At 45.1% G+C, this 20,543-nt stretch carries 27 protein-coding genes; 3 read left to right on the forward strand and 24 right to left on the reverse strand.

Features of this window, described 5'->3' with window-relative positions:
* Positions 1-8 precede the first annotated feature (8 nt).
* From rpsC to fkpA, 19 genes are all read right to left on the reverse strand, one after another.
* Complete coding sequence (rpsC, locus tag CW749_RS06265) at positions 9-707, reverse strand: 30S ribosomal protein S3 (RefSeq protein WP_101111184.1); 699 nt, start codon at positions 705-707, stop codon at positions 9-11.
* A 19-nt stretch (positions 708-726) separates the two neighbouring features.
* Positions 727-1,059, reverse strand: a complete 333-nt coding sequence (rplV, locus tag CW749_RS06270) for a 50S ribosomal protein L22 (protein ID WP_004398468.1) — start codon at positions 1,057-1,059, stop codon at positions 727-729.
* Between the two features lie 10 nt (positions 1,060-1,069).
* Positions 1,070-1,348, reverse strand: coding sequence for a 30S ribosomal protein S19 (rpsS, locus tag CW749_RS06275; RefSeq protein WP_004736729.1), 279 nt, complete (start codon positions 1,346-1,348; stop codon positions 1,070-1,072).
* A gap of 20 nt (positions 1,349-1,368) precedes the next feature.
* Positions 1,369-2,193 carry a 50S ribosomal protein L2 gene (rplB, locus tag CW749_RS06280; protein WP_101111185.1) on the reverse strand — a complete coding sequence of 275 codons (825 nt, stop codon included), beginning with the start codon at positions 2,191-2,193 and terminating at the stop codon, positions 1,369-1,371.
* 16 nt (positions 2,194-2,209) lie between these two features.
* Complete coding sequence (rplW, locus tag CW749_RS06285; protein ID WP_038175168.1) at positions 2,210-2,512, reverse strand: 50S ribosomal protein L23; 303 nt, start codon at positions 2,510-2,512, stop codon at positions 2,210-2,212.
* Entirely contained in the window at positions 2,509-3,111 is a 603-nt protein-coding gene (rplD, locus tag CW749_RS06290) for a 50S ribosomal protein L4 (protein ID WP_101111186.1), read from the reverse strand. Before rplD ends, rplW begins: the two co-directional genes overlap by 4 nt.
* Positions 3,112-3,127: 16 nt before the next feature.
* On the reverse strand, positions 3,128-3,757 hold the full coding sequence (gene rplC, locus CW749_RS06295; protein ID WP_101111187.1) for a 50S ribosomal protein L3: 630 nt from the start codon (positions 3,755-3,757) through the stop codon (positions 3,128-3,130).
* Between the two features lie 14 nt (positions 3,758-3,771).
* Complete coding sequence (gene rpsJ / locus CW749_RS06300) at positions 3,772-4,083, reverse strand: 30S ribosomal protein S10 (RefSeq protein WP_001181007.1); 312 nt, start codon at positions 4,081-4,083, stop codon at positions 3,772-3,774.
* 372 nt (positions 4,084-4,455) lie between these two features.
* Complete coding sequence (gene bfr, locus CW749_RS06305) at positions 4,456-4,932, reverse strand: bacterioferritin (RefSeq protein WP_101111188.1); 477 nt, start codon at positions 4,930-4,932, stop codon at positions 4,456-4,458.
* 88 nt (positions 4,933-5,020) lie between these two features.
* Positions 5,021-5,209, reverse strand: a complete 189-nt coding sequence (locus CW749_RS06310) for a (2Fe-2S)-binding protein (protein ID WP_101111189.1) — start codon at positions 5,207-5,209, stop codon at positions 5,021-5,023.
* Positions 5,210-5,396: 187 nt separating this feature from the next.
* On the reverse strand, positions 5,397-6,581 hold the full coding sequence (gene tuf, locus CW749_RS06315; RefSeq protein ID WP_101111190.1) for an elongation factor Tu: 1,185 nt from the start codon (positions 6,579-6,581) through the stop codon (positions 5,397-5,399).
* Between the two features lie 118 nt (positions 6,582-6,699).
* The gene (gene fusA, locus CW749_RS06320) at positions 6,700-8,796 is read right to left on the reverse strand and encodes an elongation factor G (protein ID WP_101111191.1); all 2,097 of its coding nucleotides are present in this window, start codon (positions 8,794-8,796) and stop codon (positions 6,700-6,702) included.
* 75 nt (positions 8,797-8,871) lie between these two features.
* The gene (rpsG, locus tag CW749_RS06325; protein WP_031493416.1) at positions 8,872-9,342 is read right to left on the reverse strand and encodes a 30S ribosomal protein S7; all 471 of its coding nucleotides are present in this window, start codon (positions 9,340-9,342) and stop codon (positions 8,872-8,874) included.
* A 118-nt stretch (positions 9,343-9,460) separates the two neighbouring features.
* Positions 9,461-9,835 (reverse strand): 30S ribosomal protein S12, encoded by a 375-nt coding sequence (gene rpsL, locus CW749_RS06330; protein WP_004399892.1) that lies wholly within the window; start codon positions 9,833-9,835, stop codon positions 9,461-9,463.
* A gap of 223 nt (positions 9,836-10,058) precedes the next feature.
* Entirely contained in the window at positions 10,059-10,340 is a 282-nt protein-coding gene (gene tusB / locus CW749_RS06335; protein WP_101111192.1) for a sulfurtransferase complex subunit TusB, read from the reverse strand.
* A 9-nt stretch (positions 10,341-10,349) separates the two neighbouring features.
* Positions 10,350-10,706: a sulfurtransferase complex subunit TusC gene (gene tusC / locus CW749_RS06340; protein ID WP_101111193.1), complete on the reverse strand. Its 357-nt coding sequence runs from the start codon at positions 10,704-10,706 to the stop codon at positions 10,350-10,352.
* The gene (gene tusD / locus CW749_RS06345) at positions 10,703-11,101 is read right to left on the reverse strand and encodes a sulfurtransferase complex subunit TusD (protein ID WP_101111194.1); all 399 of its coding nucleotides are present in this window, start codon (positions 11,099-11,101) and stop codon (positions 10,703-10,705) included. The genes tusC and tusD overlap by 4 nt, the downstream gene beginning before the upstream one ends.
* Positions 11,098-11,820: a transcriptional regulator gene (locus tag CW749_RS06350; RefSeq protein ID WP_101111195.1), complete on the reverse strand. Its 723-nt coding sequence runs from the start codon at positions 11,818-11,820 to the stop codon at positions 11,098-11,100. The genes tusD and CW749_RS06350 overlap by 4 nt, the downstream gene beginning before the upstream one ends.
* A gap of 178 nt (positions 11,821-11,998) precedes the next feature.
* Entirely contained in the window at positions 11,999-12,790 is a 792-nt protein-coding gene (gene fkpA, locus CW749_RS06355) for an FKBP-type peptidyl-prolyl cis-trans isomerase (RefSeq protein ID WP_101111196.1), read from the reverse strand.
* Positions 12,791-12,928: 138 nt separating this feature from the next.
* Between fkpA and CW749_RS06360 the strand changes: the two genes are divergently transcribed.
* Both CW749_RS06360 and CW749_RS06365 read left to right on the forward strand, forming a co-directional pair.
* Positions 12,929-13,912 (forward strand): hypothetical protein, encoded by a 984-nt coding sequence (locus tag CW749_RS06360; protein WP_101111197.1) that lies wholly within the window; start codon positions 12,929-12,931, stop codon positions 13,910-13,912.
* Between the two features lie 5 nt (positions 13,913-13,917).
* A complete protein-coding gene (locus CW749_RS06365; protein WP_101111198.1) occupies positions 13,918-14,139 on the forward strand; it encodes a SlyX family protein in 222 nt (73 codons plus the stop codon).
* Between the two features lie 36 nt (positions 14,140-14,175).
* Here CW749_RS06365 and CW749_RS06370 read toward each other — a convergent pair whose 3' ends face one another.
* The 5 genes from CW749_RS06370 to kefG form a co-directional block, all read right to left on the reverse strand.
* Positions 14,176-15,117 (reverse strand): isoaspartyl peptidase/L-asparaginase, encoded by a 942-nt coding sequence (locus CW749_RS06370; RefSeq protein WP_101111199.1) that lies wholly within the window; start codon positions 15,115-15,117, stop codon positions 14,176-14,178.
* A gap of 129 nt (positions 15,118-15,246) precedes the next feature.
* Positions 15,247-15,798, reverse strand: a complete 552-nt coding sequence (gene slyD, locus CW749_RS06375) for a peptidylprolyl isomerase (protein WP_101111200.1) — start codon at positions 15,796-15,798, stop codon at positions 15,247-15,249.
* A gap of 128 nt (positions 15,799-15,926) precedes the next feature.
* On the reverse strand, positions 15,927-16,127 hold the full coding sequence (locus tag CW749_RS06380; protein WP_101111263.1) for a YheV family putative zinc ribbon protein: 201 nt from the start codon (positions 16,125-16,127) through the stop codon (positions 15,927-15,929).
* A gap of 8 nt (positions 16,128-16,135) precedes the next feature.
* A complete protein-coding gene (gene kefB / locus CW749_RS06385; RefSeq protein ID WP_101111201.1) occupies positions 16,136-17,920 on the reverse strand; it encodes a glutathione-regulated potassium-efflux system protein KefB in 1,785 nt (594 codons plus the stop codon).
* Entirely contained in the window at positions 17,904-18,488 is a 585-nt protein-coding gene (gene kefG / locus CW749_RS06390; protein ID WP_101111202.1) for a glutathione-regulated potassium-efflux system ancillary protein KefG, read from the reverse strand. The genes kefB and kefG overlap by 17 nt, the downstream gene beginning before the upstream one ends.
* 138 nt (positions 18,489-18,626) lie before the next feature.
* Here kefG and CW749_RS06395 point away from each other — a divergent pair, with 138 nt between their 5' ends.
* Complete coding sequence (locus CW749_RS06395; protein WP_101111203.1) at positions 18,627-20,543, forward strand: ABC transporter ATP-binding protein; 1,917 nt, start codon at positions 18,627-18,629, stop codon at positions 20,541-20,543.

The following is a 20,543-nucleotide window of genomic DNA, read 5'->3' on the forward strand; positions in this document are numbered from 1 at the left end:
TCGACTCCTTACTTACGGCCTTTACGCTGCTTCTTAGGCTTATCAGCCTTTGGCTCTACAGCATTAGCTGCTGGCATTCCGCCTAGGATCTCACCTTTGAAGATCCAAACTTTAATGCCGATTACACCGTATTGGGTGTGAGCCGAAGAAGTTGCGTAATCAATGTCAGCACGTAGAGTGTGTAGAGGTACACGACCTTCACGGTACCACTCTGAACGTGCAATTTCAGCGCCGCCTAGACGACCACTTACTTCCACTTTGATGCCTTTAGCGCCTAGACGCATAGCATTCTGTACCGCGCGCTTCATAGCACGACGGAACATAACACGACGCTCTAGTTGAGACGCGATGCTGTCACCCACAAGCTGAGCGTCAAGCTCTGGCTTGCGTACTTCAGCGATGTTGATTTGCGCTGGTACACCTGCAATTTTAGCTACAGCTGCGCGTAGCTTCTCTACGTCTTCACCTTTCTTACCGATTACAACACCTGGGCGAGCAGTGTGAATAGTCACACGAATACTCTTTGCAGGACGCTCGATAACGATGCGTGATAGAGACGCTTTTGAAAGTTCCTTCGTTAGGAACTGACGTACCTTGAAGTCGCCGTCTAGGTTGTCAGCGAAATCTTTGGTGTTAGCAAACCATGTAGCATTCCAAGGCTTAACGATGCCAAGACGAATACCATTTGGATGTACTTTCTGACCCATTGCTTACTCTCCTAGTCTCTTAGCGATCTGCTACAACAACAGTGATGTGGCTTGAACGCTTCAAGATACGATCCGCACGACCTTTTGCACGAGGCATAATACGCTTCATGGTTGGGCCTTCATCTACGAAGATTTTAGCGACATTCAGATCGTCGATGTCTGCACCTTCGTTGTGCTCTGCATTCGCGATTGCTGATTCAAGAACTTTTTTGATTAACTCTGCAGCTTTTTTATTGCTGAAAGTTAGTAGTTCAAGAGCCTGATCCACAGATTTACCGCGGATTTGATCAGCAACTAAGCGTGCTTTCTGAGGAGAAATACGAGCAAAGTTATGTTTAGCAATAGCTTCCATCATCTACTCCTTATTTCTTCTTAGCTTTCTTATCCGCAGCGTGACCGCGGTAAGTACGAGTTGGTGCGAATTCGCCCAGTTTGTGACCGATCATTTCTTCGGTTACAAATACTGGAACGTGCTGACGACCATTATGGACAGCGATGGTCAAACCGATCATTGTAGGAATGATCATTGAGCGACGGGACCAAGTCTTAATAGGCTTTTTGTCTCCGCTTTCCACCGCTTTCTCTACCTTCTTCAGCAAGTGTAGGTCAATAAATGGACCTTTCTTGAGAGAACGTGGCATGGCGATTCCTCTTATATAGATTACTTGTTACGACGACGTACGATGTACTTGTCAGTGCGTTTGTTCTTACGAGTCTTGAAGCCTTTAGTAGGCATACCCCATGGGGATACTGGGTGACGACCGCCAGATGTGCGACCTTCACCACCACCATGTGGGTGATCTACTGGGTTCATTACTACACCACGTACGGTTGGACGTACGCCGCGCCAGCGTGAAGCACCAGCTTTACCAAGTTCACGTAGCATATGCTCAGAGTTACCAACTTCACCGACTGTTGCACGGCCTTCTGATAACACTTTACGCATTTCACCAGAACGTAGACGGATAGTTACGTATGCACCGTCGCGAGCAACGATTTGAGCGTAAGCACCAGCCGAACGAGCTAGCTGAGCACCTTTACCAGGCTTAAGTTCAACACAGTGTACAGTAGAACCTACTGGGATGTTGCGCATCGGCAGAGTGTTACCTGCTTTGATTGGCGCATCTACACCAGATTGAATCTGGTCACCTGCTTGAACACCTTTTGGTGCGATGATGTAACGACGCTCACCGTCTGCGTACAGAACTAGAGCGATGTTTGCGCTACGGTTTGGATCGTATTCTAGACGCTCAACTTTCGCTGGGATACCGTCTTTAGTACGTTTGAAATCAATTACACGGTAATGGTGTTTATGACCACCACCGATGTGACGTACTGTAATACGACCGTTGTTATTACGACCACCATTCTTAGAGTTTTTCTCTAGAAGAGGTGCGTATGGCTTGCCCTTGTGTAGGTCAGCGTTAACAACTTTAACAACATGACGACGACCAGGGGAAGTCGGCTTACATTTAACAATAGCCATTTTTCAACTACTCCTGTTATTCCGCGCCGCCAACAAAGTCAAGATCTTGACCTTCTTTCAAAGTAACGTACGCTTTCTTAACGTCGCTGCGGCGACCTTGGCGTAGACCTTGACGTTTGGTCTTACCCTTAGTAATAAGAGTATTTACAGACTTAACTTCAACTTCAAAAAGCTTTTCTACAGCAGCTTTGATCTCTTTCTTAGTAGCATCTTGTGCAACTTTGAAAACGATAGTGTTCGCTTTCTCTGCAGCCATAGTTGCTTTTTCAGAGATGTGCGGAGCACGTAGAACTTTTAGGATACGCTCTTCAGTGATCATGCTAGCATCTCCTCAACTTGCTTAACTGCTTCTGCAGTCATCAGAACCTTGTCGAAAGCAACTAGGCTTACTGGATCAATACCAGCAACGTCACGTGCATCAACTTTGTATAGGTTACGAGCAGCTAAGAATAGATTCTCATCTACTTCGCCAGTTACGATAAGAACATCGTTAAGCTCAAGCTCTTTAAGCTTAGCTACTAGCTCTTTAGTTTTTGGCGCTTCAACTGAGAAGTTATCAACAACGATTAGACGCTCTTGACGAACCAACTCAGAAAGAATGCTCTTCATAGCACCGCGGTACATTTTTTTGTTTACTTTTTGGCTGTGATCCTGAGGTTTCGCAGCAAAAGTAACACCACCTGTACGCCAGATTGGGCTACGAATTGTACCAGCACGTGCACGGCCAGTACCTTTTTGACGCCATGGCTTAGCGCCACCGCCAGATACTTCAGAACGAGTCTTTTGAGCACGTGTACCTTGACGAGCACCTGCTGCGTACGCAACAACTACTTGGTGTACAAGAGCTTCGTTGAAGTCACGTCCGAAAGTAGTCTCGGAAACAGTTAGTGCATCAGCACCTTTAACTATCAATTCCATTACTTACTCCTAGACGTTATGCTTTAACAGCTGGTTTTACGATCACGTTACCGCCAGTCGCGCCTGGTACTGCACCTTTAATAAGAAGCAGATTGCGCTCAGCGTCAACACGTACGATCTCTAGGTTTTGAGTCGTTACACGCTCAGCACCCATGTGACCTGCCATTTTCTTGCCTTTAAACACGCGACCTGGAGTTTGACATTGGCCAATTGAACCCGGTGCACGGTGAGACAATGAGTTACCGTGAGTCATATCTTGAGTACGGAAGTTCCAACGCTTAACAGCGCCTTGGAAACCCTTACCTTTAGATGTACCAGTAACGTCTACTTTTTTAACTTCGTTGAAAAGTTCTACGTTTAGCTCTGAGCCAACTTCAAACTCTTCACCGTTTTCTAAACGGAATTCCCAAAGACCGCGGCCAGCTTCAACACCTGCTTTCGCAAAGTGACCAGCTTCAGCTTTAACAACACGGTTAGCTTTCTTAGTACCAGTAGTTACCTGGATTGCAGCGTAGCCATCAGACTCAAGAGTTTTAACTTGAGAAATACGGTTCGCTTCAACCTCAACAACGGTTACTGGGATAGAAACGCCTTCTTCGGTAAATACGCGGGTCATACCCACTTTACGTCCGACTAGACCAATCATTATTCTAATCTCCCTTAACCTAGGCTGATTTGTACGTCAACGCCAGCAGCTAGATCTAGGCGCATCAGAGCATCAACAGTTTTGTCTGTTGGCTCAACGATGTCGATTAGACGCTTGTGAGTACGGATTTCGTACTGATCACGCGCATCTTTGTTGACGTGTGGAGAGATAAGAACAGTGAAACGCTCTTTACGAGTAGGTAGTGGAATAGGACCACGAACCTGTGCGCCGGTACGCTTTGCTGTTTCAACGATTTCCGCAGTAGAAGCATCGATCAATTTATAATCGAAAGCTTTAAGGCGGATACGAATACGTTGGTTCTGCATGAGACAGAGCTCCAATAATAATAAATTACACAAACAATATCGCCACTCATACTCGCTAAAGCGAGAGAATGCCGATTGATTTATGTGAAACCGTAGTATCCAAATCGGACACATTGTCAGCTAATTTTCGATTAACTTTAACTACTAAGTAGAAGAGTTAATTGTATTAACTGCGAACATAAGCTGAGTTTACATTACTAAGCGGAACGCTTACTCCTCACTGCTCATTGGTTCACAACTGGCTAAGCCAGTGCGCGGTATTATACAGATCACAAATTGGTATGCAATAGACGATGGAAAAATAAGCGGGAAGTTTTTGGCAGTAAAAAGCCGAAGTAATCAAGTAGACTACTCCGGCTTTCAAAATTCTATTTAATTCTCATCAACGAACTGTGCCTGCTGATAGTTTTCAATGCCGACTTTATCAATTAGCCCTAGCTGTGTTTCGAGCCAATCAACATGCTCCTCTTCGTCTTCTAGAATCTCTTGGAATAAATCTCTAGAGACAAAATCACGAACACTTTCAGCATATGCGATAGCTTCTTTCAGATCTGGAATAGCGGTCATTTCGACTTTGAGGTCACACTCAAGCATTTCCTTTGTGTCCTCACCTATCATAAGCTTACCCAAATCTTGAAGATTAGGTAGCCCTTCTAAAAATAGGATTCGCTCTATAAGATGATCGGCATGCTTCATCTCATCAATAGATTCTTCGTATTCTTTATCTGCCAAATGCTTTAGCCCCCAATCTTTGTACATTCTTGCATGCAAAAAGTATTGGTTAATTGCTACTAACTCGTTCCCTAAAATAATGTTGAGGTGTTGAATAATTTTTGGATCACCTTTCATGACAAAGCCCTCCTTGATCGGCTTCTTTAACTTTAGAAGCAATCTCGAAGGTGTCAAAGCTATTTTAAGGCTGTCTCAATATTGAGCGTTAGCCGACTTTCTTAAACAATGTTGATACTGTGTCGTCAAGAATTTCCTTTGCACTTTTTATGCACTTTCCACACTGGGATCCGAGAGGCGTACACTGCCTAATTCCTTTGATATCAGTCACTCCTTCTTCAAGAGCTAGCTGTCGAATTTTTTTATCAGATACACCGTGGCAAATACAAACAAACATTTTCTACATCCAATCTATTACAATTAGAAATATAAACGAGAATGGTTAGCATTGCTAATCTTATTGGCATTTTGATTAGAAGAATTGGTTATATAAGAAAAGGAGGTTTAAGAGGTCGTTGAAATAGAAATAAAAAAAGGAGCCGAAGCTCCTTTTTAAGATGCGATTATCGCAAAATCATTCGATATTAGTCGAAGATTTTCGCAACAACACCAGCACCTACAGTACGACCACCTTCACGGATTGCGAAACGTAGACCTTCATCCATCGCGATTGGAGCGATTAGTTCAACAGTCATTTGTACGTTGTCGCCAGGCATTACCATTTCAACGCCTTCAGGAAGAGTGATGTCACCCGTTACGTCCGTAGTACGGAAGTAGAACTGTGGGCGGTAACCTTTGAAGAATGGAGTGTGGCGACCACCTTCGTCTTTAGACAGAACGTATACTTCTGACTCAAACTTAGTGTGTGGGTTGATTGAACCCGGTGCAGCCAGTACTTGACCACGCTCAACTTCTTCACGCTTAGTACCACGTAGAAGTGCACCAACGTTCTCGCCCGCACGACCTTCGTCTAGAAGCTTACGGAACATCTCAACACCAGTACATGTAGTAGTTGTAGTATCTTTGATACCAACGATTTCTACTTCATTACCTACGTTTAGGATACCACGCTCGATACGACCTGTTACAACCGTACCACGACCTTGAATAGAGAATACGTCTTCGATTGGTAGTAGGAACGGCTGATCTACAGCACGCTCTGGCTCTGGGATGTAAGAATCTAGTGCTTCTGCAAGCTCTACAATCTTGTCTTCCCACTGCTTCTCACCGTTTAGAGCGCCAAGAGCTGAACCTTGGATAACTGGTAGGTCATCACCTGGGAATTCGTACTCAGAAAGAAGTTCACGAACTTCCATTTCTACTAGCTCTAGAAGCTCTTCATCATCAACCATGTCACACTTGTTCATGAATACGATGATGTAAGGGATACCAACCTGACGGCCTAGTAGGATGTGCTCACGAGTTTGAGGCATTGGACCATCAGTCGCAGCTACAACTAGGATACCACCATCCATTTGGGCAGCACCTGTGATCATGTTTTTAACATAATCGGCGTGTCCTGGGCAGTCTACGTGTGCGTAGTGACGAGATGGAGTGTCGTACTCAACGTGAGAAGTTGCGATTGTGATACCGCGCTCACGCTCTTCTGGAGCGTTATCGATTGATGCGAAGTCTTTCGCTTCACCGCCGTACACTTTAGATAGAGTAGTACAGATTGCAGCAGTTAGAGTTGTTTTACCGTGGTCAACGTGGCCGATAGTACCAACGTTTACGTGCGGTTTCGTACGTTCAAATTTTTCTTTAGACACGATCGTGTTCCTTCCTAGTTATGATTCACCCTGAAATCTGCTCAAGGTGCGCCAGAATTTGCTATTTTATGCGCCAACGTGCGTCAGCGCAATAGGTTCGTTATTAATCAAATAACGATTATCCACGCTCTGAAATGATTGCTTCAGCAACATTTTTAGGCACTTCAGCGTACTCACTAAACTCCATAGAGTAAGAAGCACGACCTTGTGTCGCAGAACGTAAGTCAGTTGCGTACCCGAACATGGCTGACAACGGAACTTGTGCACGAATTATCTTCAGGCCAGCTGTCCCCTCGTCCATACCTTCAATGATGCCGCGACGACGGTTAAGATCGCCTACTACATCACCCATCCAGTCTTCTGGAGTCGTTACTTCAACCTTCATCATTGGCTCTAAAAGAACAGGTTGCGCTTCAAGTGCACCGTTCCTAAAGGCCATGGAGCCAGCGATTTTAAACGCCATCTCACTTGAGTCGACATCGTGGTATGAACCATCGAAGAGTGTTGCTTTAACATCCAGCACAGGATAGCCAGCCAACACACCGTTGTTCATTTGCTCCTCGATACCTTTCGATACGGAGCTGATGTATTCTTTAGGAACAGCACCACCAACGATCTCATCTACAAAAACAAACCCGTCACCAACTTCTGCAGGTTCTAGTTTCAGCCATACGTGTCCGTATTGACCTCTACCACCTGACTGGCGGACAAATTTGCCTTCAACTTCTGTGCTACCGCGAATTGTTTCACGGTAAGCAACTTGTGGTTTACCCACGTTGCAGTCCACACTGAATTCACGCTTCATGCGGTCAACAATAATTTCTAGATGGAGTTCTCCCATACCCGAAATCAGTACTTGACCTGTTTCATCATCAGTTTCAACACGAAAAGAAGGATCTTCTGCTGCCAGTTTACCTAGCGCAATACCCATTTTTTCCTGATCAGCTTGAGAACGAGGTTCAACTGCAATTTGAATTACTGGTTCAGGGAACTCCATGCGTTCAAGTACCACTTTATGATCTTGATTACACAGCGTGTCACCTGTTGTTACATCTTTTAGACCAACTGCAGCGGCAATGTCGCCAGCGCGAATCTCTTTAATCTCTTCACGCTTGTTTGAGTGCATCTGCACAATACGACCGAAACGTTCACGCTTCTGCTTAACAGAGTTATAGACGCTGTCTCCAGAGTTCACAACACCAGAGTAAACGCGCATGAATGTCAGCGTACCTACAAATGGGTCTGTCGCAATTTTAAACGCGAGAGCCGAAAATGGTTCGTTGTCGTCGGCATGACGCTCAACTTCATTTTCATCGTCGTCTATACCTTTGATTGCAGGTACATCAACAGGCGAAGGTAGGAATTCAATAACAGCATCCAATACGGCTTGCACACCTTTATTCTTGAACGCACTGCCACATGTTGCCAGTACGATTTCGTTGTTTAGTGTACGAGTACGTAGCGCATCCTTGATTTCAGCTTCAGTTAATTCACCGTCTTCAAGGTATTTGTCCATTAACTCTTCGCTTGCTTCAGCTGCTGCTTCAACTAGATTTGAATGCCACTCTTCAGCAAGTTCTTGCATGTCAGCTGGAATGTCTTCGTATGTAAACGTCATGCCTTGATCGGCTTCATTCCAGTTGATTGCTTTCATCTTGATAAGGTCGATGACACCTCTGAACTCATCTTCTGCACCAATATTTAATTGGATAGGAACTGGGTTCGCACCAAGACGATCTTTAATTTGGTTTACAACGCGTAGAAAATCTGCACCTGCACGGTCCATCTTATTTACAAATACCATACGAGGAACTTGGTACTTGTCTGCTTGACGCCATACAGTTTCAGACTGAGGTTCAACACCTGAAGAGCCACAGAACACAACCACTGCACCATCAAGTACACGGAGAGAACGCTCTACTTCGATAGTAAAGTCTACGTGTCCAGGGGTATCAATGATGTTTACGCGATGATCTTGGAACTGTGCTTCCATACCACGCCAGAAAGTAGTAGTTGCAGCTGAGGTGATGGTAATACCACGCTCCTGCTCCTGCTCCATCCAGTCCATGGTTGCAGCACCATCGTGAACTTCGCCGATTTTGTGAGAAAGGCCAGTGTAGAACAGAATACGCTCAGTTGTGGTTGTTTTTCCTGCGTCTACGTGAGCACAAATACCGATATTACGGTAGCGCTCAATAGGAGTTTTACGAGCCACGATTGTATCCTCTTACTAAGGTTCACCTTAGGAAATAGAAAGGTGCTGCGAGAGAACCTCGCAGCACAGAAGGTATTACCAGCGGTAATGTGCGAATGCTTTGTTAGCATCAGCCATACGGTGAACGTCTTCACGTTTCTTAACCGCAGTACCTTTGTTCTCAGACGCATCTAGCATTTCAGCAGCTAGGCGTTGAGCCATAGATTTTTCACCACGCTTGCGCGCAGCTTCAACCAACCAACGCATAGCAAGTGCGTTACGGCGAACCGGACGTACTTCTACAGGTACTTGGTAAGTTGAACCACCCACACGGCGAGATTTAACTTCTACCGCTGGGCGAACATTTTCAAGAGCTTCTTCAAATACAGCTAAGTGATCTTTACCAGATTTCTCAGCCATTGCTTCTAGTGCAGTGTAAACGATTTTCTCTGCAGTAGATTTCTTTCCGTCAACCATAAGGATGTTAACGAACTTTGCCAGCAATTCAGATTTGAACTTAGGATCTGGAAGGATCTTACGCTGACCAATTACGCGACGACGTGGCATGGATATTCTCCGTTGTCTTCTTCAGGTTATCCAAAACTTTTCAGTTTCTTCAAAAAATAAAAATGAAAATTTAGTGTTTGGCCTTACTTAACGCCTTTCTTTTTACAGAAAAGGGGCATTAAGACTTAGGACGCTTCACACCATACTTAGAACGACCTTGTTTACGGTCGTTTACGCCAGCACAGTCAAGTGCGCCGCGAACAGTGTGGTAACGTACACCCGGAAGGTCTTTAACACGACCACCACGGATTAGAACAACTGAGTGCTCTTGAAGGTTGTGACCTTCACCGCCGATGTACGAAGTCACTTCGAAGCCGTTCGTTAGACGAACACGACATACTTTACGAAGTGCTGAGTTAGGTTTTTTAGGTGTAGTAGTGTAAACACGAGTACATACACCACGTTTTTGTGGGCACGCTTCTAGTGCAGGCACGTTGCTTTTAACAACCTGCTTTGCACGAGGCTTACGTACCAACTGGTTAATAGTTGCCATTAACTAGCTCCTGAATTACTTGAAAGTAAGCTTTGTGAAAAATCTATTCCCCAAAATGCACCTATGTACAATTGGGGACGCAAAATTCTATGCAGCAGTGATGTGAGTGTCAAGAAATATACAGATCTTTTTTACCAGCTTAGCTTGTTTAGCGAAAAACACATAAAGACAAGCTCAAAGCATAACTGCATTTTTAGGGAGGATAATTGAATGCCGATGCGGCTTATTCCCACGTTAAGGTGGTTTCATGTGCCTCTGTGAGAGTGACCCAATCGTTAAAATCAGCTTTAACAACATTATCATCAATGCAGCTTCTCAGCCCTCTTGCATCCACATCGGGCATCAGTACATATATAGCCAGTTTACCGTTTGAGAGGTATTCAAAAGCATGATGGTGAGTGTTAGCGGCATAGACGGCATCTTCAACAAGCAAGATGATATCTTGTGAGGCTGCGTATTGCATAGCTTCATTTATTGCAGTTTGAGATTTGACGATGTGTAGCATGCTCTATTCTCAGAAAGTCAGTGCTTTACCAGCAGAATTCAATTTATCTATCATCTGTTTTCTAGATAATCGGCTTACATCAATGATTAACTCTGCATCTTTTAGTCCACGCTCATGGAGAGAGTCTTCACATATGAACACGTTTTCGATGTCATACAAATCGAAGAGCTTGAACATTGGAGCATAATCTTTACTGAGAATGTCAGATGTATTTTGCGATGCTAATAATTGAGCAACGCCATCACCGATAAACAAAACGGTTATGTCCTCACAATATGCCGATGCAGCCAAAAGCGCATCGACGCCTTCTCGTCCAGAATTTCGACCGTGAGGCAACGTTCTAAATACAAATGTTAACTTACTCAAAATTGAATCACTCTATCTTGGGTGAGCATTGCTTCAGCTAAGCTCCCCAAACCGGCTTGTTCAAAACCATGGGCTAGATTGTGCTGCGTCAATTGATGTTGTTCCGCTTCATCTTGGCTAACCACTCCACGTCTTAACGCGGCAGCGACGCAAGTCTCCATACGAATACCATTTGTTTGGGCTAACTCTTGCCACGCTTTTGTTAGATCAAACTCATCGTTAGCTGGTACCGATAATTGCGTTCCGTTGTAGACGCCATCTTGATAAAAGAAAACGCTGACTAGCGTATGCCCTTTTTCAATCAGTGCACATGCGAATTGGTAAGCATTTCGAGCGGATTGAGTGCCATATACCCCACCATTGACAACCAAAGTGTAGGTGAGAGGTACACTCACTTCTCACCGTCCTCAGTCTTACGCTGACGAATATACAAATAAACTGTGTGCTTTGAAATGTTGAGTCTATCCGCAACGCGGTTAATTGCGTCTTTTATGTCAAAAATACCTTTGTCATAGAGATCCATAACAATCTGACGATTTTTAGTGTTGTTAGAAACAGACTTATCTGCGTTGATGTCTTCTATCGTACGCTCGACCGTTTGATCCACCAGCTCTTCTACGTCGCTAGCAAAGTTAACGGAAGAGGCAGCCTCTTTCGCTTCTTCATTTGGCATAAATGCTTGCAAAACTTGAGAGAAAGGCACATCTAGGTTGATATTGATACATAAGAGACCAATAACACGGTTGTCACCGTTACGAATGGCGATTGTGATTGACTTCATCAACACCCCACCCTTCGCGCGAGTAAAATAAGAACGAGAAAAGTTACGTTCCGAGCCTTCAATATCCTTCAACATTTTTAACGCAAGATCGGTAATGGGTGAGCCAACCTGGCGACCAGTATTTTCTCCGTTTGCGATTTTAATGGCAGACGTATTTAGATCTTCGAGTGAGTGCAATACGATTTCACAGTGTGCACCAATTAAACTGGCAAGCCCATCGACCACCGCTTCGTATGAGCGAAGGATAATTTTATCGTGCTCAGAAAATGGCTTCACATCTATGGATTCCATCTCAAGCAGCGAATCTGCATAAATCGCATCTGATGTATTCACGTTCACCTTACCTAGTGCATATTTATTTCAATTATTTGCTAGAAGTTTATCAGAAAATTTTAATCGGGCACGGATAACCATACTATCTAGTGACTTAGAGCAAACATTGCATTGATTTCCTAGATACAGACGAAAAAAAGAGCTCCGGAGAGCTCTTTTTGAATATGTAGACCAATGCTTACTGAGTTGCAGTTTCTGCTTTGTCACCACCGTCGATTTCAAGCAATTCGACTTCAAATACCAGTGTCGAGTTCGCCGGAATAGTAGGAGTGTCTTGCTCACCGTAGGCTAGCTCTGGTGGGATAACAAACTTGTACTTAGAACCAACTTGCATTAACTGAACACCTTCAGTCCAGCCAGGAATTACTCGATTTAGAGGGAACGTAGCAGGTTGATCGCGATCGTATGAGCTATCAAACTTAGTGCCATCAATCAGAGTACCTGAGTAATGTACAACAACAGTATCAGTCTCTTTAGGTGAGTTGCCTTCCGCTGCGCTCAATACTTGGTAAAGAAGCCCAGATTCAGTAGCTGAAACGCCTTCTTGTTTAGAAAACTCTAAGCGGAAATCGTCGCCTTCTTTCTTAGCAGCAGCAGACTTCTCAGCCGCTTGTGCTTCCATTTTCTTAGCCACACGCTGATCCAACGACTCTAGAGCTGCACGAATTTCGTCTTCATTTAGCGCCGCCTTCTCACCAAAGACATCTTCGATGCCTTGAAGCACAAGCTCTTTTTTCAGCTCGATACCAATTTCTTTAGGCTTTTCGATGCTTGTGTTTAGGTAGTTTGCAAATGATACACCAATTGCGTATGCCGCTTTTTCATCTTCGTTCTGGAATGCCACAGCTGGAGCAGCTTGTTCTACTTTTGCGGTTTCTTCTACTTTCGGCTCTTCTTTTACTTCTTCTTGACAGCCTACAGCCAGAGCAACTGTTGCAGCTAGCAGTGACGCTTTAAACAAAGGTTTCATTTAATTCTCCAAATTATAAATGTTTGGCGGAGAGCCTCTCCGACATCCTTTAAATATCTTGCACAGTTTCGTGCAAAAAAGTTGTGGTATCAATATACTGGTTTCATGTCCACTGACACAAACCGGATTTCTACAGCGATGCGAACAGTTTCTCACTCTGTGGTTCTAACCATTGTCATTCTTTTGTTAAATGGGTGCTTTTTCACACAAAAAAATGACCAACGCTGGGTTATAGAACCATCTGGCACAACGAGCTTTGGTTTGAGCCGTGATGGACGCTTCGCTTTACTTTATTCAAAAGAACACCAATTGCTTCTATGGGATCTTGAAAATAACGAAGAGCTTGCCCAATTAGGCGCTCAAGATCCACAATCCAATACTGTCTCCCATATTCGAATTGCTGACAACGGACGCTTTGCCATTACCGCTACGCAACAGAATTTTGCAGTCTGGGACCTCGGTTGGACACAAGCTCAAGGGCTTTGGTCTATCTCTGATGGCGTGATCCGCGATATCGATATTTCCAGTAATGGTGAACAAGTTCTACTGGGCTTATCAAATGGGAAGGCCATTTATGTGGACTTAGTCACTGGACGACGTCTTGAGTTCCTTGCTCATCGGGAAAAAGTTAATTCTGTGGCTCTCTCCCCAAATGGCCGGTTTGCTCTATCTGGCGGAAACGACTACAACGCCTATTTATGGGACACCCAAACTGGGCTAGCACTCCATAAATTTGAGCACGATGCCCGAATCAACCGAGTTGCTCTTCAGCGCGACGGTAAACTTGCTTTTACGTCTGACGGGTCTAACGACGCGTTTGTCTGGGATTTATCTAACGGTGAGAGAGTATCCGAATTAAAAGCGTTCCAACGTCAACTGATATTCACATCGGCACGCTTTTCTGACGATGGTAAGCAGCTTGTTACTGGCACGCCTGGAGGTCGAGTCATGCTGTGGGATACGCAAAGTGGCAAACGTCTTGATTATTGGGAAGTCGAACCACAAAAAGATGCTCGCCCTCCTCGCGCTGTCGTGTATGATGCGTCCTTCGATGAACAGCAACGAATTATTTCTGGCACGTCAGCAGGCATTGCTCAAGCGTGGCAGATTGAAAGTGAGTAAGCACCATGCCAAACGAGAAAGAACTGCAAAAACGTATTGAAGACTTAGAATGCCAACTTGCTTTTCAAGAGCAAACCATTGATGAGTTGAACGACGCGTTAAGTCAGCAGCAACTGCTGATTACAAAGATGCAGGATCAAATGAAATATGTGGTCGGCAAGGTAAAAAATATGGATTCATCCAACTTGGCGGACGCTTCTGAGGAAACGCCCCCACCGCATTACTGATCTTTTTGACGTCGGAGCCGGGAAGCTATACCTACTTTACTCATCGGCAAAAATCTTAACGAGCAGTTCACCGTTAGTGTTAATACTAGCGCGGTACATACCTGAACTATTCATGCCGAAATGAATATCGCCATGCGAGTCCAACGCGATTAGCCCCCCTTCCCCACCCATGGATTTCAGTTCGCCTTGAATGATCGTTTCGCACGCAACATGAACATCTTCTTTTAGGTATTTCATTCGGGCAGCGACGTCTGCCGCCACTGTTTTTCGGATAAAGTATTCGCCCATTCCCGTTGTAGATACTGCAACATTGCCGTTTTCAGCGATGGTTCCACATCCTATTAACGCAGAATCTCCCACTCGACCATACTTTTTATTTGTTACCCCACCAGTACTGGTCGCTGCTGCTAAATTTCCTTGGCTATCCAACGCCACAGCGCCCACCGTGCCATATTTTTTATCGTCGGGGTACTTCGATTCTGATAAAGCAAACAAACCTTTTTCTTTCATGGTTTTCAGTTGCTCGTAACGACGCTCAGTATAAAAATAGTCTTGCTCGGTGTACTCATACCCATGCTCGAAAGCAAATTCTTCTGCACCTTCCCCAATCAATAAGACATGATTACTTTTTTTCATCACGTCACGGGCAAGAGCAATAGGGTTCTGGATATGACGAACTCCAGCAATCGCGCCAGCTTCACTCTCTGCTCCGTGCATCAATGATGCATCCATTTCAACCATTTCACTGTTGGTGAGTACCGAGCCTCTTCCTGCATTAAAAAGTGGGCAGTCTTCCATAACTTTTACTGCTTCGACCACAGCATCAAGCGCATCTCCTCCTTCAGACAGCACTTTGTGACCCGCCTTTACAGAAAGAGTCAATGCTTGCTGGAATTCAGCTCGCATTTCTGCCGTCATTTTGTCTCTTAAAATTGTTCCTGCACCACCATGTATTGCGATGGAAAAAGGCTTAGTCATTGTACTTTCCTAAAATCAGATTTACCGCTTACGTAATTTCTCACAGCCCATAAAAAAACGCCAACTGAGTCATCAGTCGGCGCTCTCAATTTTAGCTACTTAAGGTTACTTAAAAACAAACCTTAAGAATTAGTGGGAACTACAGCTTCCGCCACCACAGCAACCATCTTTCTCTTCGCCATGGTCGTGATCGTGGTCACCACCACAACATCCTTCTTCTTGATGGATATGCCCGTGTTCGATTTCATCCGCTGTTGCTTCACGCGTTGCAATGACTTCGACTTCAAAAGTCAGAGACTGACCCGCCAACATGTGGTTACCATCAACAACGACTTCATCGCCGTCCACTTCAGTTACTTCAACAGGGATAGGACCTTGATCAGTATCTGCTAGGAAACGCATACCCACTTCAATCTCATCGACGCCTTGGAATACGTTTGCTGGTACGCGCTGTACCAGTGCATCATTGTGCTCACCGTATGCATCTTCTGGAGAAACGTTCGCGGTAAACTTATCGCCTGCCACTTTACCATCCAGCTCTTTCTCAAGACCTGTGATTAGATTGTTGTGACCGTGAAGGTAGTCCAATGGCGCTTCGCTAGTTGACTCATCGACAACGACACCGTCTTCCGTTTTCACTTGGTATGCCAGACTAACAACCACGTTTTTTTCAATTTTCATGATGACTCCAAGGAGGTTTGAAATCCTGGGAGAAAGTCGATACCCAGGAAAAATATTGATTACCCCGCTATTATGGGGACGAAATATCAAAACACAATAAAAGCGCGGTTTTCTTTATTCGTACAGGCTCAATCTGGCTTAAAGATGCCAATCATGTCTTGTGCGGCGTGCTCGCTTTTTTCCACAGCTTCCGTGGTTCTTTGTTCAACATAGTCGCAGTCAACACATTCAACCACTTCCACACTGTTTTCTTCCCACCAGCGTAAGGTATCTTTTTCTTTACACTGCGGACATGCCGCACCAGCGATAAATCTTTTCTTCAGTTTCACGTTCACCTCTATTCCCAATTTTGGCGGGAATCATTTTCCATTTCACGTCCAAATATTTCTTCCAGTTCCTTACGAGCTTCTTTGGCTCGCATAGCCAACTCTTTATCTTCACTGTGCTCTGGAAGTAACTCTTCTAGCATCTTCATATCGAGCTTTTTGAAGTGCGATGTTGCGCGTTTCGCCTGATACGGGTGCATTCCAAGTTGAGTCAGTGTTTGACGACCTAAATCCAGTGCTCCTAAGAAGGTCTCTCGAGAAAACGCATCTACACCATGGTTCAACAGTTGATACGCCTCCACTCGGCTACGAGCTCGTGCCAATACCTTCAAGTTAGGGAAATGGTGACGACACAAATCCACTATTTTCATCACTTCATCAGGTGAATCGGTACATACTACTATTGCTTCAGCCTTGGCAGCACCTGCCGCTCTCAATAACTCGAGTTGGGTCGCGTCACCATAGAACACCTTATATCCAAACTTTCTGAGAAGCTGAATCTGGCTTGCATCACTTTCTAATACGGTAATGCGGATCTTATTGGCATACATTAGTCGTCCGACGACCTGACCAAAACGCCCGAACCCAGCGATGATTACCCTTGGCCTGCGATCAATCACATCCGACTTCATCCCATCGCCGTCATTGATAGTACGTGCAAACCAACACTTTTGAATCAGAAGTAATAAAGGCGTCGTTACCATCGAAATACTCACGACCACCAGCAAAAACGCAGCCAGCTCTGGGTCTAACAGGTTTTCTGCCTGCGCCGCGGTAAAAATAACAAAAGCGAATTCGCCGCCTTGGCTGAGTATCACAGCCATTGAACTCCGCGCTTTCGCACTGGTACCAAACAGTCGCCCTAACATGTAAAGCACACTGGCTTTAATTGAAATAAGTAAGACGACAGCAACCAGAACTTCAATCGGTTCAATAACCAACAATCCAAGGTTTACAGCCATGCCCACAGCAATAAAAAACAATCCGAGTAGCAAGCCTTTAAATGGCTCAATGGCGATTTCTAATTCATGTCGGTACTCACTTTCAGCAAGTAGAACGCCCGCAAGGAAAGTACCAAGGGCCATCGATAAACCGAGTTGCTGCATGATTAAGGCAATACCCACAACCAAGAGCAGCGCTGTGGCAGTGAAAAGTTCACGTACACCCGTTAATACGATGTATCGAAAAGCCGGTCTCAATAGATAATGACCTATTACTAACAGACCGACAATGCCGCCCAAAGTTTTCAGCGCATCCAACCAATCACCACCAGAGCCACCAGCCAAAATAGGGATGACGGCTAACATAGGAATAACGGCAATATCCTGAAACAGCAATACGGCAAAGCCAGACTGCCCGGTTTCGGTTCCCGTCCAACCCTGCTCTTCAATAACTCGCAGCGCTATCGCGGTTGAAGACAATGCCAGCCCCATCCCTATCACCAAACTACTCTGCCAAGACACGCCACCGTAATAGACTATCGATGAAATAACGGTTGTAGTAATAAGAACCTGCGCTCCCCCTAACCCTAAAATAGGTCGTCGCATTTGCCAGAGTTTGCTTGGGTTAAGTTCTAATCCAATCAGGAATAAAAGCAGCACCACCCCAAATTCAGCAAAGTGCAAAATGGCTTCTACATCACTGATAAGCCCCATACCCCAAGGACCAATCGCAATTCCCGCGAGTAAATAGCCTAATACTGAACCGAGCCCCATGCGTTGTGCCAACGGAACAGCCACCACCGCGGCAGACAGGAAAATCGCGGTACTGGTGAGAATCTCATTCGTCGCAGCCATTCTTCCTCCCATCATCCAAAGGGTTTAGCAACCAGTGCCGGTATTGCTCGGCATGTTGGTAGCGCTCGCCATCTGTAGCGTTCCTCGCCCAGTAAAGCGTCAAAGGATCTATCCAGTGCATTCTGCACAGTAATGCCGTTAGCTCGAACGGCTGCAAAATCTCTTCAAGTGGGTACTTGTTGTAACCACTCGCAGCAAACGCATTCTCTGCACCACCTGTTGTGATCACGCTTCGCCAGTATTTTCCGGCCAACGCGCAACCTTCACCAAACGCAAATCCTTTTCCAAGTACTCTGTCCATCCACTCTTTTAACAGTGCTGGGCAGGAATACATATAAAGAGGGTGCTGGAAAACGATGACATCATGATCGAGTAACAACTGGTGTTCATGAGCAACATCTATAAAGAAATCAGGGTAATGCGCATAGAGATCATGAATAGTCACGTGGTCTAACCCACGGATCTGCTTGATCATCACTTGGTTTGCGACAGAGTTATCTGGATCGGGGTGAACGTAAATCACCAAAATCTTAGGCAGCGATTGAGTTTTTTCTTGAATAACGGTCATGCTTTCTGACGTCTTCCCTTACGGCATGTTGTTGTTTTTCCGTAGTTCCATCATAACGTAAATAGTATAATGATCGACATTTATCATGAATCCCCATAGTATTCGAACCGTTAAATTCTCTTATTCGACACGAGCACTATGATTACCTTTTCTGACATCCAACTCCTTCGAGGTGGCAAACCTCTGCTAGATCAAGCCAGCGCGACCATTCACCCCGGAGACAAAGTCGGTTTGGTCGGAAAAAATGGCTGTGGTAAATCCACCTTATTTGCACTACTAAAAGACGAACTGTCTATTGACGCTGGCACCTTTCATAAGCCTAGTCAATGGGAGCTTGCTTGGGTAGCACAGGAAACACCTGCTCTTGAAAGGGAAGCTTTGGATTATGTCATTGATGGTGACAGAGAATTTCGAGAGCTCGAAGCAAAACTGGACATCGCCGAGCAACAAGATAACGGAAATCTGGTTGCAGAACTTCACGGAAAAATTGAAGTTATAGGCGGATACGCCATCAAAGCACGTGCCGCTGAATTGCTGGATGGCTTGGGTTTCAGCCAAGAACAAATGAGCTGGAACCTTACGCAATTCTCCGGTGGGTGGCGAATGCGACTTAACCTAGCACAAGCGCTATTGTGCCGTTCTGACTTGCTGTTACTTGATGAACCGACCAACCACCTAGACTTAGATGCGGTAATGTGGCTTGAACGTTGGCTGCAAAATTACCCCGGCACCTTAATTTTAATCTCACACGATAGGGACTTTCTTGATCCTATCGTTGGTCGAATCATACACGTAGAAAATCAGCTTCTTAATGAGTACACCGGTAACTACTCATCGTTTGAAAATCAACGTGCGCAAAAGCTTATTTTGCAACAAGCCATGTTCCAGAAGCAGCAAAAGCAAATGGCGCATATGCAGAGCTACATTGACCGGTTCCGTTACAAAGCTTCCAAAGCACGTCAGGCCCAAAGCCGAATAAAAGCGTTGGAGAAAATGGAAAAGGTATTGCCTGCTCAGTTTGATAATCCATTCAATTTTGAATTTAGAGAGCCCGCTGCGTTACCCAATCCGATTTTAATGATGGATCAGGTCTCCGCCGGATACGATGAAAACTTAATCCTCGAGAAAATTCGGCTTAATCTTGTACCGGGCAGCCGTATTGGTTTGCTTGGTCGAAATGGCGCTGGTAAATCAACACTGATAAAACTGCTTTCAGGCGAACTGCAATCGCAATCGGGTGACTTTACTTATTCTCAAGGCGTAAAGATTGGTTACTTTGCGCAGCACCAACTTGAAACTCTGCACCCTGAAGAAACACCGCTTCAACACATGATGCAGATTGCGCCTGACAAAAATGAACAGCAACTCCGAGATTACTTAGGCAGCTTTGGCTTCCAAGGAGATAAGGCTCTGGAAAAAGTCGCCCCGTTCTCCGGTGGTGAAAAAGCCCGTTTGGTATTGGCGTTAGTTGTGTGGCAAAAACCCAACCTTTTGTTACTTGATGAACCGACCAACCACCTTGATTTAGATATGCGCCAAGCACTCACCATGGCACTACAAACCTTTGAAGGCGCCATGGTAATAGTAAGCCACGATAGGTACTTACTGCGCGCAACCACCGATGATTTGTATTTGGTTCACGATCGTCAAGTTGCCCCTTTCGACGGTGACTTGAGCGACTACTACAAATGGCTGACAGAACAGCAAAAAGCAGAACGTAAAGAACTGCAAGCAGCCACTCCAGAAAAAAGTACGGATAACAGTGCAGCAGCGCGAAAAGAGCAAAAGCGAAAAGAAGCGGAGTTTCGTAAACTGACTGCGCCAATTCGCAAAAACCTGACAAAGCTGGAACAAAAGATGGATAAACTCGGTCAAATTTTGTCAGACACCGAAACACAGCTTGGCGATACCGATCTGTATCAAGCGGAAAATAAAGCTAAGCTTAATGAAGTACTGGCGCAACAAGCCTCTGCAAAGTCCGAGCTCGAAGACATAGAAATGGAGTGGATGGCAGAGCAGGAAGCCCTTGAGCAGATGGAACTGGAGATGAACTAG

This window comes from Vibrio sp. vnigr-6D03 (assembly GCF_002835515.1).
In the GTDB taxonomy this organism is placed as follows: domain Bacteria; phylum Pseudomonadota; class Gammaproteobacteria; order Enterobacterales; family Vibrionaceae; genus Vibrio; species Vibrio penaeicida.

Excerpts from the sequence above, each read along its gene's own strand:
- rpsC (WP_101111184.1), bottom strand. The coding sequence starts at position 707 with ATGGGTCAGAAAGTACATCCAAATGGTATTCGTCTTGGCATCGTTAAG.
- rplV (WP_004398468.1), bottom strand. The coding sequence starts at position 1,059 with ATGGAAGCTATTGCTAAACATAACTTTGCTCGTATTTCTCCTCAGAAA.
- rpsS (WP_004736729.1), bottom strand. The coding sequence starts at position 1,348 with ATGCCACGTTCTCTCAAGAAAGGTCCATTTATTGACCTACACTTGCTG.
- rplB (WP_101111185.1), bottom strand. The coding sequence starts at position 2,193 with ATGGCTATTGTTAAATGTAAGCCGACTTCCCCTGGTCGTCGTCATGTT.
- rplW (WP_038175168.1), bottom strand. The coding sequence starts at position 2,512 with ATGATCACTGAAGAGCGTATCCTAAAAGTTCTACGTGCTCCGCACATC.
- rplD (WP_101111186.1), bottom strand. The coding sequence starts at position 3,111 with ATGGAATTGATAGTTAAAGGTGCTGATGCACTAACTGTTTCCGAGACT.
- rplC (WP_101111187.1), bottom strand. The coding sequence starts at position 3,757 with ATGATTGGTCTAGTCGGACGTAAAGTGGGTATGACCCGCGTATTTACC.
- rpsJ (WP_001181007.1), bottom strand. The coding sequence starts at position 4,083 with ATGCAGAACCAACGTATTCGTATCCGCCTTAAAGCTTTCGATTATAAA.
- bfr (WP_101111188.1), bottom strand. The coding sequence starts at position 4,932 with ATGAAAGGTGATCCAAAAATTATTCAACACCTCAACATTATTTTAGGG.
- CW749_RS06310 (WP_101111189.1), bottom strand. The coding sequence starts at position 5,209 with ATGTTTGTTTGTATTTGCCACGGTGTATCTGATAAAAAAATTCGACAG.
- rpsG (WP_031493416.1), bottom strand. The coding sequence starts at position 9,342 with ATGCCACGTCGTCGCGTAATTGGTCAGCGTAAGATCCTTCCAGATCCT.
- rpsL (WP_004399892.1), bottom strand. The coding sequence starts at position 9,835 with ATGGCAACTATTAACCAGTTGGTACGTAAGCCTCGTGCAAAGCAGGTT.
- tusB (WP_101111192.1), bottom strand. The coding sequence starts at position 10,340 with ATGCTACACATCGTCAAATCTCAAACTGCAATAAATGAAGCTATGCAA.
- fkpA (WP_101111196.1), bottom strand. The coding sequence starts at position 12,790 with ATGAAACCTTTGTTTAAAGCGTCACTGCTAGCTGCAACAGTTGCTCTG.
- CW749_RS06360 (WP_101111197.1), top strand. The coding sequence starts at position 12,929 with ATGCGAACAGTTTCTCACTCTGTGGTTCTAACCATTGTCATTCTTTTG.
- CW749_RS06365 (WP_101111198.1), top strand. The coding sequence starts at position 13,918 with ATGCCAAACGAGAAAGAACTGCAAAAACGTATTGAAGACTTAGAATGC.
- CW749_RS06370 (WP_101111199.1), bottom strand. The coding sequence starts at position 15,117 with ATGACTAAGCCTTTTTCCATCGCAATACATGGTGGTGCAGGAACAATT.
- slyD (WP_101111200.1), bottom strand. The coding sequence starts at position 15,798 with ATGAAAATTGAAAAAAACGTGGTTGTTAGTCTGGCATACCAAGTGAAA.
- kefB (WP_101111201.1), bottom strand. The coding sequence starts at position 17,920 with ATGGCTGCGACGAATGAGATTCTCACCAGTACCGCGATTTTCCTGTCT.
- kefG (WP_101111202.1), bottom strand. The coding sequence starts at position 18,488 with ATGACCGTTATTCAAGAAAAAACTCAATCGCTGCCTAAGATTTTGGTG.
- CW749_RS06395 (WP_101111203.1), top strand. The coding sequence starts at position 18,627 with ATGATTACCTTTTCTGACATCCAACTCCTTCGAGGTGGCAAACCTCTG.